The 13,081-nt window shown below is 41.5% G+C and carries 11 protein-coding genes; 2 read left to right on the top strand and 9 right to left on the bottom strand.

What is annotated here, in order from left to right; genetic code table 11:
- Complete coding sequence (locus BUB77_RS06075; RefSeq protein ID WP_073273858.1) at nt 1–1,593, top strand: M56 family metallopeptidase; 1,593 nt, start codon at nt 1–3, stop codon at nt 1,591–1,593.
- 423 nt (nt 1,594–2,016) lie between these two features.
- On the opposite strand, the gene BUB77_RS06070 is transcribed toward BUB77_RS06075, so the two are convergent.
- The 7 genes from BUB77_RS06070 to BUB77_RS06040 all read right to left on the bottom strand — a co-directional run bounded on the left by BUB77_RS06070 (nt 2,017) and on the right by BUB77_RS06040 (nt 8,007).
- The gene (locus BUB77_RS06070; protein WP_073273856.1) at nt 2,017–2,676 is read right to left on the bottom strand and encodes a class I SAM-dependent methyltransferase; all 660 of its coding nucleotides are present in this window, start codon (nt 2,674–2,676) and stop codon (nt 2,017–2,019) included.
- A gap of 185 nt (nt 2,677–2,861) precedes the next feature.
- Nucleotides 2,862–3,224, bottom strand: coding sequence for a type II toxin-antitoxin system PemK/MazF family toxin (locus BUB77_RS06065; RefSeq protein ID WP_073273854.1), 363 nt, complete (start codon nt 3,222–3,224; stop codon nt 2,862–2,864).
- 115 nt (nt 3,225–3,339) lie between these two features.
- On the bottom strand, nt 3,340–4,536 hold the full coding sequence (alr, locus tag BUB77_RS06060) for an alanine racemase (protein ID WP_073273852.1): 1,197 nt from the start codon (nt 4,534–4,536) through the stop codon (nt 3,340–3,342).
- A 35-nt stretch (nt 4,537–4,571) separates the two neighbouring features.
- Nucleotides 4,572–6,206, bottom strand: coding sequence for a bifunctional ADP-dependent NAD(P)H-hydrate dehydratase/NAD(P)H-hydrate epimerase (locus BUB77_RS06055; protein WP_073273850.1), 1,635 nt, complete (start codon nt 6,204–6,206; stop codon nt 4,572–4,574).
- A gap of 53 nt (nt 6,207–6,259) precedes the next feature.
- The gene (gene acpS, locus BUB77_RS06050) at nt 6,260–6,625 is read right to left on the bottom strand and encodes a holo-ACP synthase (protein ID WP_073273848.1); all 366 of its coding nucleotides are present in this window, start codon (nt 6,623–6,625) and stop codon (nt 6,260–6,262) included.
- A 39-nt stretch (nt 6,626–6,664) separates the two neighbouring features.
- Nucleotides 6,665–7,276 (bottom strand): hypothetical protein, encoded by a 612-nt coding sequence (locus BUB77_RS06045; RefSeq protein WP_073273970.1) that lies wholly within the window; start codon nt 7,274–7,276, stop codon nt 6,665–6,667.
- Nucleotides 7,277–7,353: 77 nt separating this feature from the next.
- Entirely contained in the window at nt 7,354–8,007 is a 654-nt protein-coding gene (locus tag BUB77_RS06040; RefSeq protein ID WP_073273846.1) for a redox-sensing transcriptional repressor Rex, read from the bottom strand.
- 325 nt (nt 8,008–8,332) lie between these two features.
- Here BUB77_RS06040 and abc-f point away from each other — a divergent pair, with 325 nt between their 5' ends.
- Nucleotides 8,333–10,255, top strand: coding sequence for a ribosomal protection-like ABC-F family protein (abc-f, locus tag BUB77_RS06035; RefSeq protein WP_073273845.1), 1,923 nt, complete (start codon nt 8,333–8,335; stop codon nt 10,253–10,255).
- Between the two features lie 147 nt (nt 10,256–10,402).
- Here the strand turns inward: abc-f and BUB77_RS06030 are convergent, their stop codons facing one another.
- Nucleotides 10,403–11,002, bottom strand: a complete 600-nt coding sequence (locus BUB77_RS06030; RefSeq protein WP_073273843.1) for a hypothetical protein — start codon at nt 11,000–11,002, stop codon at nt 10,403–10,405.
- Between the two features lie 335 nt (nt 11,003–11,337).
- Nucleotides 11,338–12,612, bottom strand: coding sequence for a DUF4026 domain-containing protein (locus tag BUB77_RS06025; RefSeq protein WP_242962384.1), 1,275 nt, complete (start codon nt 12,610–12,612; stop codon nt 11,338–11,340).
- Nucleotides 12,613–13,081: the final 469 nt, after the last annotated feature.

Below are 13,081 nucleotides of genomic sequence, written 5' to 3'. Positions count from 1 at the left end.
ATGACAGACTTATTTTTCGTCTATTTGTCAAATACTCTTAATATTACCTTTTTCATTCTGCTGCTCCTATTGATGGAACCCTTATTAAAGAAGCATTTTTCTGCAATCTGTCTATACCGGATTTGGGCCATATTGCTGGTCGGACTGCTAATTCCCCTACGTTTTGGGACTTCCTCTCCTTTATTTCATCTGGGATTACCGCGGACATTCCTGATGGATAAATCAGAAGCTCTGGCTATCCTGCCCTTTTCCTCCGGAAGTATTACAAATCCCGCCGGCCTATCAATGACACAACTGCCCTCCCTGCACCGGGATACCTCCTGGAAGCCGGCTCTCTCCATTGGCAGTTATGTAATTGAGCTGCTGTCGGCAACAGTTTCAAAGTTTATTCATAATCCCTATTTATTCACTTGCTTTGTCTGGCTGACCGGAGCAGTCCTATTATTACTGTTCAACTTTTTGGCATATTACCGTTACCGCAGGCATATGAAAAAGTATTTTTTGCCTGTGCATCAGAAGGAAGTTCTTTTAATATTCCGGCAGTGCCTTTCACAGACAAAGGGAAGCTTTTTACCCAATTTCATGGATTCGCTGCAGGATAAAAGAATTGCTTTATACCACTGCCCCCTCCTGTCAACTCCAATGACCATCGGGGTAATAAAACCAATTCTTCTGCTACCGGATAAATCCTATTCAAAAAAGGATCTAAATCTGCTGCTTATGCACGAGATGGTTCATATACGCCGCAGGGATTCCCTTATGAAATACATACAGCTGGCCGCCCTGTCCCTTCACTGGTTCAATCCCTTCTGCTATCTTTTATTAAGGCATATGGAAAACTGGTGCGAAGCTGCCTGTGATGAAATGATACTGCGAAAGGCCTCCCGGTCAGAATGCATGCATTACAGCCGGCTGCTACTGGAATGTGCTTCGTCTCAATTTCCCTGCAATTCAACTCTTTTTACAAATTTTAATGGAGGTAAAAATAATATGAAACAACGACTGTTATTAATTTTGAATCAAACGAAAAAACGCTCCGGCAAAATCATAACTGCCTTATTCCTTGCCCTTGTCGGCACAACAGCAATTATTACCATTACAAATCAGGATGTATTCGCATCCGAGCATAATGATATAGCCACCACACCAGCACCCGTCAGCAGCGACAACACTGCTGCCTCTCTTCCGGAAGCTTCTCCTGCTCCGGAAAACAATGCAGCTTCAACCTTAGGGGAACAGGCAGTGGCCATTGCCCTGGAATCGAAGGACACTCCTTATATCTGGGGCGGCAATGACCTGAATACCGGTGCAGATTGCAGTGGTTTCGTTCAGGCTGTTTATAAAAAGCTGGGATATGAGCTTCCCAGAACCTCCAAAGAACAGTATAAGGCATGCTCGGAGGTTTCCTTAGAGTCTCTTCTTCCTGGTGATCTGGTGTTTTATTCCAATGGCGATACCGATAACATTTGCCATGTTGCCCTGTATATTGGTAATGGGCAGATAATACATATCAAAAATTTAAGGGACGGCGTTGTAATCTGTGATATTGCTTATCGTACACCTTACAGGGCAGGAAGGATTATCACTGAATAAATCTCAGACAGGCAGGTGGTGTATTTAATCAGATAATTTTTCACAAGGGGACGGCAATTTGCACCAAATAGAAGGATGAATGCTTCGATTCCAATGTATAAGAAGTCCTAATTCTCTGAAGCTTTTGTGCTGGACATATCATCAAACAGATAACTCGTGGGCTCAGACAATCTATTTGATGATATAGCACAAAAGCTTCAGAGAAAAGGACTTCTAACACATTTCCATAGGCGCATTCATCCTTCTATTTGGTGCAAATTACCTGCGGATATATGTGTGGGTAATATGGCTTTTGTCGCTTATTATTGTCTTTATGTGTGTTTCAGCCATAATTTTGCTTTAATCAAGACGTAATAAAGCACCTGTACAGAAAATTCCCGCAAGGTGCCATAGTAAAACTTATACTGCTATAATAAAAATATTCTATTCTGTTTTACCTCTTCTGGCTGCAATGCGCCAAAGTACCTTTTCTTCTTTATACCTGTCCATTGTTTCTTCTCCCAGATACAGAATATCCCAAGCCCTGAAAAACAACTCGATATCCTCTTTATCAAAAAACCGTTTATAGCGGTTGTCCTTTGTAAGGAAGAGGTGCCTTTCTACTTCAAGCCCTTCACCGGCTCCGTGGTTTGTATCCCTGACCGAATTGACCCTGGCAAAGAGTATCCCGCCAGGTTTCAGTATCCTCTTAATGTCCTCCAGAATATGCAGGGTATCCTCTTCGGTAAAATAATGAAGGCACAAATCGGCAATAACCATATCCGTAAAGTCATCTTCAAAGGGCAGGCCCTCCAGCATGTCGAACTGCTCCGTTCTTTCTATTTCCGGAAAGTTCAGCTGCATCTGTCTGACGGCATTTTCCGTCAAATCACAGGGTATCACCTTTTTCCCTTTCTTCAGAAGATACAGGGTATTATTGCCGTCTCCGCAGCCAAGGTCTATAATGGGCGTTTGGCACTCTTCTATCTCCTTTGCAAAACTGTCAAGCCAGTCATCCGTTATTATTTCATTCCTGGGTAACAGGCCAAAGGCCTTATTCCAGTATTCATAGGAATTTTTTTGAATCGTATTTTTTTCTTCCATGCTTCACACCTTTTGTAATACAGCATACGTGATTCAGATATCAGAAAGACATGTGAACCATCATTTGAATACAAAACAACCGCTTTGAACTGTATGAGGCTTTTGTAGCATTTTCCTCCTTCTTTTAATCAAAGCGGTCATTATTTATACAAGCTTTATTATTCCATTTTCTCTTATTTGGTTTCTTATTCAGGTTTGATGTATGTATCCAACGCAAAACTTATAAGGAGCGCCCGATTTATTTTTTTCAGCACATCTTGGTCCAGATGACATACCTTTTCTTTTAACCTCGATTTGTCAATTGTTCTTACCTGTTCCAGCAAAATAACAGAGTCTTTAATAATTCCATATTTATCTGCATCAATCTCCACATGGGTAGGGAGCTTTGCCTTATTCATTTTTGAAGTTATCGCTGCACAGATCACTGTGGGGCTATGCTTGTTCCCAGTGTCGTTCTGTATAATCAGGACCGGTCTTACTCCTCCCTGTTCAGAGCCTATTACTGGTCTTAAGTCAGCATAAAAAATATCACCACGTTTAATAATCACTTTTCTCACTCTCCATTTTATGGCTTTAGTCTTATTATTTCCCAATTCTGACCGGTGTATTCCATAAAATATTCTCTTCTTGTGATTATTTCTGTTGCTGCTTCCTGCTTACCTGTTAAATTCCAATGTTCCAAACTTTATTGTTACGATAATATATACGCGGTATTCGCTTGCCAACATTACAAATAAATTCATAATTAAAAGAATATGACATATTTGCCACTTCTTCCACTGATATGAACTCATCTTTATCCCTTCCGATCAGGGTTACCATATCTCCCTGATTTACATCAGGAATGTCCGTAACATCTACCATGAACTGATCCATGCACACCCTGCCTATAATGGGAGCTGACATGCCGTGAATCAAAACACGGCCCTTGGATGAAAGCTGTCTGGGATAGCCGTCCCCATAACCTACCGGTATGGTTGCTATCTTTGTTTTCCTGCCTGTAACATAGGTGCTTCCATAGCTTACTCCCACACCTGTTTCCACTTCTTTGACATAACTCACATGGGATTTGATTTCCATGGCAGGTTTCAGGGCTATAGCATCTTTTTTCACATCCTCGGAAGGATAAAGCCCATAGGTAGAAATGCCGCTTCTGACCATATCGAGTCTGGCTTCCGGTATATCAATAATAGCGGCACTGTTTGCTATATGTTTTATCGGTATATGAATTCCTTCCTTATCCAGCTCTTCCGTAAAGTCCAGGAATTTCTTCAGCTGTCTGTTGGCTGAGGTCTTATCTTCTTCGTCGGCACATGCAAAATGAGAGAATATTCCTTCTATCTCAATGCCTTTAAGCTCTGCTATCTTTTTGACTTCCTCTATGCTATCCGTATCATCAAAAAATCCGATTCTGGACATACCGGTATCAATCTTTATATGAATTTTTGCTGTCTTTCCCTGCCTTAAGGCCTCTTCCGACAGTTCCTTTGCCGTATTGTACTGAAATATAGTCTGGGTTATATCATATTCAACCAGCTTTTGATATTGTCCCTTCGGTGTATAACCAAGAACCAGTATCGGCTTGTCAATGCCGGCTTTTCTTAGTTCAATTCCTTCCTCCAGTATAGCGACTCCAAAACAGTCCACCGCCATGTCGGAAAGTGCTTTGGCTATGGGAACCGCACCATGCCCATAGCCGTCCGCCTTCAGGATTACCATCAGCCTGGTTTTAGCCTCCAATAATTTTCTCGTATTGTTGATATTACTGCAAATGGCATCCAAATCAATATTGGCTGATGCTCTGTAATATTTTGAATGAAATTCTTCTATTGAAGTCAAATCTATATTTCCTGCTGTCATATGTTCCTCCATCTATTTCTGCTGGCACAGAATCTTTATTTCCTGCTCATAGCCCTGGAAATGTAATCGGTTATATCCGTAGCCATCAGAGAATATTCTCCCAAATCCCTGCAGGCGTAATCTCCTGCCAGTCCATGAAGATATACGCCAAGAGCTGCTGCTGCAGGCTCCTGTAAGCCTCCTGCTATCAAGCCGGCTATTATTCCTGTAAGCACATCTCCTGAGCCTCCCGTTGCCATGCCGTTATTTCCTGACATATTAATATATTGTTTCCCTTCAAATGCTACCACTGTTCTGGCATCCTTAATTGCATATATGTTATGGTTTCCCTCCATACATATATCTGCTATTTCCAGCAGTCCCTTCTGAATTCTTTCTACCGGAACCCCAAGAAGATAGCTTAATTCCTTCAGATGCGGGGTCAAAATTGTATTATCCGGCAACAGATTTTTCAAGTATCCGACTCTGTAAGACAGGCTATTTTCTCCTGTTTTATCTGATAAGGTATTATTCTCCTCATTTAATATATCAGGTGAAAATTTTTCTTTTTGCAAAGCACTTATCTTCTGTCCTAACAGCCAGATGGCATCCCCATCCACTATAAGAGGAACCTTTACATTCTCTAAAACCAGCTCCAAAAGCTTTTCTGCTTCTTTGCTTCTCCCAATTCCAGGGCCGATTACCAAAACATCCCCCCAGGTTAGTTCTTCTTTCAGGGAATGCAGCATGGCAGCTGTCAGCTCCCCATCGGGATATGTGCACAGCAGCGCTTCCGGCAGGGAGGTTTGAAGAATGCTACGGTTCTTTTCATTTGTCATAATTTTTACAAGCCCTGCCCCTGTCTTATAGGCAGCTCTTGCAGAAAAATAAGCTGCTCCTGACATATTGGAAGAGCCTGCTATAATAAATACTTTCTTATAGCTTCCTTTATTGGAATATGCCTTTCGAAGGGGCAGCAGCTTTAAGTCTGCTTTATCATAGGTAAAATACTTCAGATTTAACCCAAGCTTTTCCCCACTGGCAAAACCGATGTCCGCAGTTGTTACCTCACCGGCATATTCACAACCCGGATACATTACCATACCTGCCTTTAAATACCCAAAGGTAATTGTGCTGTCCGCCTTAACGGCTGCTCCCATGGGAAAGCCCGTATCGCCGGAAAGTCCTGAAGGAATGTCCACTGAAAATACCCTTCTTTTAACCAACAGGTTGATTTTATCTATGATATCCCTGTAAATGCCTGTAACTTCTTTGTTTAAGCCAACACCGAAAACAGCATCTATCAGAATCGTATTATTATCAATAGTATATTCTGCAGAATCCAGATTGCTAATCATTGGCACACCAAAATTCACAGCAATCTCCAACTGCTGCGTAAATAAAGCGGACGCTTTTGTCCTATCGCCTATAACATATATTTTGGCCTCATGCCCTTTACAGGAAAGAATCCTTGCGGCAGCTATTCCGTCTGCTCCGTTATTTCCTGTTCCGCATATTGCAAGAATCTTATTGCCTTGATAAAGACCTTCCGGCTCCTTCAGATATCCTTCTACTGCCTCTGCCACCTTTAAAGCGGCACGTTCCATTAGAACAATAGCGGGAATCCCCATGCCATCTATGGTTTTTTTATCAATTTCTTTCATTTCACCTGAACTGACCAGATATTTCATACAGACCTCTTTTCAGGGACATTCCATTTTTTCAAAAAAAATATCAGTCGAATTTAATCCTGACCTTCACCGACAACAAATGCGCTGGCATATTCTCTGGTATTTGTTATGGTCACGTGTATTCTTTTTACGGCTAATTTATCAGCCAGTTCCCTGGCACCGTTATACAGATTTACATAAGGCTTTCCTAATTCATCCCGCAGTACTTCAATATCCAAGGGAGCTATGCCGTAAAAACCGGTTCCGAACATTTTGGTGACCGCTTCCTTTACGGCAAAATTCCCGGCAAGCTTAACAGTATCACTGCTTGCCAGCTCCAATTCCTTCGGCGTATATACTTTCCTTCGGAAAGCTTCTTTCCCGCAGGCCTTCCTTACTCTCTCTATTTCGATTAAATCCGTACCGATGCCAATAATCATGCTGTTTCCTCATTTTATATTTATGTCTGCCGGCATGAATTATTTTCCCTTTTTGATATCTTCATCCAATTCCTGCAATAACTCCGGTCCCAGCATATCATGCATATAATTGTATATTTCTGTATTTTTTATTTCCTTATCCTGCTTGTCCAGGATTTTTACCTTTAACTGCTCTCTTATGGACTGAACCCACTGACTGATTTCCGCGATTTTTTCCGTATTATCACTTAACCTTTTGTAGCAGATGGCAGTACTTTCTATAATCAGCTCTTCATTGGCGGCTTTTATCTGATAGGGAAGGTCGATAAGCTGGTTTTCCGAATCCTTTATCTTCTCGCCAATTTCCCTGATGAGCCTCTGATTCTGGTCAAGCTTCTTTTCCTTCATTTTGCCTTCTTTGGAGTCACTGACATCCATATGGGTTATAATTTCTCCCATCAGCTGCTTTTTTAACTTTTTTAAATCTTTTAAGTCATTGGTCAGCTTCCCCTGCTGCTTCATCAACTCATTCAATTTATTTTCCAGGACCTTTACCTGGGCAGGCTTATCATAGTCCGGAAATAATTGATGCCATCGTTCATCCAGCACTACAATGGGTATTTTTTTTCCCTTAAAAATTTTTGCGAAGTCAATTTCTTCTTTTTTTCTCATGTATACTCCCGTTATTTTGTGTGGCCCGCATACTGCCTGACCTCTGTCTGTCATTTACGATATTACTGCTTCTGCTGTCAGTTACCGTCACTTTCCCTGGAAGCTTCCAAATCCTTTAACGTATAGGATATACGCATTAAGCTTTCTGCCAGGTGTACATTTTCCACAATAACATCGGAGGGAAGATTTAAATCCACCGGTGCAAAATTCCATATTGCCTTAATTCCCATATCCGTAATCTCTTTTGCTGTCTGGGGAGCCTTCATCTTGGGGATTGTAAGAGCTGCAATATGAACCTTGTTTTTCTTTACAAATTCCTCCAGATTATCCATCATCTGAATCTCTACTCCTCTGATGGAGATGCCTTCCAGTCTTGGATTCACATCAAAGATTCCCTTTAAATAGAAACCTCTTCTTTCAAAATCCGTATAATTTGCCAAAGCTTGTCCCAGATTCCCTGCTCCAATGATGATTAAACTATACCTTTTGTCAAGTCCAAGTATTTTCCCTATTTCCGTATACAGGTATTCTACATTGTAACCATATCCCTGCTGACCGAATCCACCAAAATTATTCAAGTCCTGCCTTATCTGGGAGGCGGTTACATTCATCCTTTCACTTAACTCCTTGGATGATATACGCACAACGTCATTCTCCAATAATTCACCTAAATAGCGGTAATATCTTGGTAAACGTTGTATTACAGCTAACGATATTTCTTTTCCTGGCACTTATAACCCTCCTTCAAATTAATATGGTTAACAGGTCACCCTAAACTTCCAAAAGCATATAATATCACATCCAGTAACCTGCCAGTCTTCTTATGTTAAAAGGATACTGAAAAACCCTATAATAATACTTATGCATATCGCAGACTTGTCTGCGGTACTGCTTAAATTGAAAGTGAAAATTGTTTTTACACTTATTTCATCCTAATAAGATATTATATGTGAATGATATTTATTTGTCAAATACTGATTCCCTGTCATTTACTTGACTTTTTACAGGTGTTCCAGTATCATTCTAAATAGAAATCCAAAGAGAAAGGCTATAAAAATGATTTTAGCATGCAAAAATATTTCCAAAAGCTTTGGAACGGACCAGATTCTTAATAGTGTTTCTTTTCACGTAAATGAGAGGGAAAAGGCCGCTGTTATCGGTATAAATGGAGCGGGTAAATCGACCCTTTTTAAAATTATTATAGGAGAGCTTGCTCCCGATGAGGGTGAAATTGTCTTTGCCAAAGGCTGTACGGTAGGATATCTCGCTCAGCATCAGGGACTCTCCTCTGAAAATTCCATATATGATGAAATTCTGACGGTAAAAAAAGATGTTATAGAAACAGAAGCCTCCATCCGGCAGCTGGAAGCTTCCATGAAGGGTGCCTCCGGCAGCCAGCTGGAACAGATGCTTGCAAGCTACACCAGGCTTACCCATGAATTCGAATTAAAGAACGGATACTCCTATAAAAGCGAGGTCGTAGGCATACTAAAGGGCCTGGGCTTTACGGAGGAGGAATTTACAAAGCCCGTAGCCACCCTGTCCGGCGGGCAGAAGACCCGTGTTGCTCTCGGCAAATTGCTCCTTAGCAAGCCGGATCTGATTCTTTTGGATGAGCCTACCAACCATCTGGATATGGAGTCCATTGCCTGGCTTGAAACATTCCTTTTAAATTATCCCGGTTCTGTGGTAGTAATTGCCCATGACCGCTATTTTATTGATAAAGTTGTAACAAAAGTGGTGGAACTGGAGCATGGCAGGGCTGATTCCTATGAGGGGAATTACACTGCTTATGCAGAGAAAAAGGCAATGCTCCGTGATGCCATGCTAAAGCACTACTTGAATCAGCAAAAAGAAATCAGGCACCAGGAAGAGGTCATTACAAAGCTGCGCTCCTTTAACCGGGAAAAATCCATCCGCCGTGCCGAAAGCCGGGAAAAAATGCTGGAGAAGATTGAAAGAGTGGATAAGCCTGTGACCTACGAGCCCCAGATGAACATTACCCTGGAGCCCCATGTCATAAGCGGAAACGATGTGTTAAAAGCGGAGAACCTTTCAAAAGCTTTTGGCAGTCTGGCTTTGTTCCAAAATATCAGCTTTGAGATTAAGCGAGGCGAAAGGGTCGCTATTATCGGTAATAACGGCACCGGTAAAACCACCCTGCTGAAAATTATAAATGAACTGCTTTCCGCAGATTCCGGCAAAGTAATTCTTGGTTCCAAGGTCAAAATCGGTTATTATGACCAGGAGCATCAGGTACTGGATTCGGATAAGACCCTTTTTGATGAATTAAGTGATGCCCATCCGGATATGGACAATACCTCTATCCGGAATATACTGGCTGCCTTTTTATTTACAGGGGACGACGTATTTAAACGCATCAGGGATATCAGCGGCGGAGAAAAGGGCCGTGTATCCTTAGCAAAGCTTATGCTCTCGGAAGCAAACCTGCTGATATTGGATGAGCCTACCAACCACCTGGACATCACCTCCAAGGAAATCCTTGAAAATGCCATCAACAATTACACCGGAACCGTGCTCTATGTCTCCCATGACCGTTATTTTATCAATAAGACCGCCACCAGAATTCTGAATCTGACTGCCAATACCCTGGTCAATTATATCGGCAACTATGATTATTACCTTGAAAAGAAGGATGAACTTTCTCCGAATGCTGCCTCTGGTACTTATGAAAATACTGCAAAAGGCAGCAGCGAAGCAGAGGAATCCGGTAATAAAACGGACTGGAAGCAGCAAAAAGAAGAGCAGTCCAAAATCCGTAAACGCCAGAACGATTTAAAGAAAACCGAAGAAGAAATCCAGAAATTAGAGCTTCGGAACGAAGAAATCGACGGGCTGCTGACCAGAGAAGAAATCTACACCAACTCAAGTGAGCTTGTAAAGCTGACCAAGGAAAAGAAAACCCTTGAGGCAAGATTAGAGGAGCTTATGGTAATCTGGGAAGAGCTTGCCGAATAACATCGCTCTATATTACAAGCGGGAGGAGCTGCTGCAAAATAAATAGTTCATACCGGATATTGTATTCATAAATTCGTTTATGAATATAATATCCGGTACTGACTATTATTTGCGGCAGCCCCTCCCGTTTTATTAACATTGCTTCTTCTACCCGTTGTATTTTGCAAGCTTTTCTTCTATAATTCCGTCTCTCCCATGATTTTCTGTTGCTTTAATACGTTTAAGGTAATGGTCGATATAAAGCTGAATTTGTGCCTGTCCTCCTAATACCTCGCTGTTGCCCCCGGCATTTTCAAAAAGCTCCAGAAGAATTTCCGGTTGAGTTTCCTTATCAAACAGATAGGCATAGACACAATAATCCTCAAACAGCTTCAGTCCCTTTAATTGCTCTGTATTCACTGCCAGACCCAGCTGATAACAGTTAACTTTTTTCTTGTTCTGAATTTTAACACCAAGAACCGTTACATCTGCTTCCTTTTGAGTTACAATTTCCCGGTAGGGAATTTTTCTTTTCTCCAATTCCTCTTTTAATTCCAGCAGCTTGCTCTCTTTATTAGTATAGTTTACCGTATATAACAGCTCCGTGTCTAAGACCACCAGTATGCCGCTGTTTTCCGTTACATCCGCCAGCAAGCTGTCAGGAAATAGTTCCCTATCCTTGTGGCCGCCGTAATCAAGGATATATTCCGTATTACTTTCATTCTCTGTTTTTGAAATTTTTACATCCCTCTTCTTCCAGAAAATCATAAGCACCTCTCTTATTCAGCTTTTATCATTTCTTTTGAACCTGCCCTCTTACAAAGCAGCTTTTAATCCTTAACATTTAATATACGTCGTAACTGGTATGAAATGTGCTGCCCATATTGATTTAACCAGATTCTGTTTATATTATACCATAGCTTACAGGAATTCACATAGAAATGGTGCAACTTGTATAAATAGTACACCATTTCTTTAATCCGTTCCATTGTTCCAGAGAGTTAACAGGAACACAAAAATACACCTTCATTGACCTGTGGATGCATGGAAATCTGCATAACTTCATAGGTCAATTCAGGTGTATAGCTGAAGTTTATTAATGTTTATTCTGCCAAAAGATAAGCATCATCCGGTGACAGCCTGTGTTCCGGTGTAAATATGAGCCAATCTGTAACCTCGTCGATTTTATAGGAACCGACGCTGCCCGTATGCATATCCTTTACATAATAAGGCTCCTGGGTCAGCTCGGCCGTTAAGGTGTCTCCGTTAAATTCCTTTAGTTCAAACCAGATATGCTCGTGAAGATTATTATCTTCCTTAAATTCATCGTCAATAACCAGACCGATTTTGACCAGTATGGTATTTTCCCCCTTACCCAACGCCTTTCTGACATAATCAATTCTCTCAATTGCAAGGGAGCGCATTCTGGCTGTTTCCTTGGTGGTTATCATAAAAATCGGATTGTCCTTTAGTACCTCATCGTATATGGAAACAGGTTTATACCGTTTCTTTTTGCAATCCTCTTCCGAAAGGTAGACAAATATTGCATTGGTATTCCGGTTATGGCTTTCCGCACGGTCCCTTTTTCCGCCAAGCATATCCGACGGATATCCCTTTACCGCTTCCTCCCAAGAGATAACGGTAATTACCATAACGATATCCTCCGAGAGTCTGGCCAGATACAGCGGCTCCTTCGGTTTTAGGGGCTCTTCCTGTTCCAGCAGCCTGCTGGCGGCAGTTTCGATAATATTATAGTGGTTGTTAGAGGTTTCAGTGGTAGAATTCAGTACTTCCAGCTCCGGGATACCGCAGCGGCTCAGTCCGTGAGTATGAAGCCATACCTGGTCATCATCGGATACCGCCTGTACCGTATAAATATACCTGGGAGCCGGGGCTACCTCAGAGGCAGCAGCCATTGCTACCCATCTGCCGGAAAGTATTTTCTCAGAGCTGATATCTATTAAAGCCAGAAGGTCGGGCAATATGGCATTTACAATTTTCAGCTGCAGATGATAGGATTCCAGGCTGTCTTCACCAAAAAGCATTTCTATCATAATACCGGTTTCGGCTCTGATCAGTTTATCCATTTCCACATCTGGAAACCGATGCTGCTGCCTGTAATATTCCGGCAGAGTGAAACTATCCGGATATAACAGCAGCTGATGTTCCTTTTCCCGGTATTCAATAACAAGTGCATACTTATAATCATCCAGTTCACTGGATACAATACGGATACCAGCCATCTCCTTAAGCCGCTGCAGGATGATATCCGGCTCCAATATATCCTTTTCGTAACGGGGGATGGCAAGCATCGTACTAAAGGTATCATATTGCAGCTTTTCCTGCATCTTTCGGTTGAACAAATTCAATAATCCCATTCTCTACTCCTTTTATCCTTTGTATATAGTATCTCTGGTAATTTGTTATATCTTACCATAATACTGGTTATGGATGCAATGGAACTTAAGTAATAAATATTGAATAAAGTTATAGTTCAACCTTCCTTGCATTTTAGTGTTGGGAAACGGACGATGGTTTCTGGTTCCGTTCAGGCATTTTCTCGTTCACGGTTCCAATTCCACTAAAATGCCAGCCGTTATTCCTGGAAGGTTAAATTGCACCAAACTCGCTTCATATTTATTGGGTATATTAACACTGTGAGCTCAGACACTGGTGTAATTTTACCTAGTCATAACGGCTGCCATTTAAGTGTCATAAGGAACCGCTCAATAGAAAATGCCTGAACGGAACCAGAAACCATCTGTACTTTATCTTAAAATTTCTTTGAATAGATGTGAAGGGCTGAATGGTAACAAAACAAAATAAAAAAAACCATGGCTTTCCGTT

Origin of the sequence: Anaerocolumna jejuensis DSM 15929 (genome assembly GCF_900142215.1) — a bacterium.
Lineage (GTDB): Bacteria > Bacillota > Clostridia > Lachnospirales > Lachnospiraceae > Anaerocolumna > Anaerocolumna jejuensis.
This window is presented reverse-complemented; position numbering and strand designations above follow the sequence as displayed.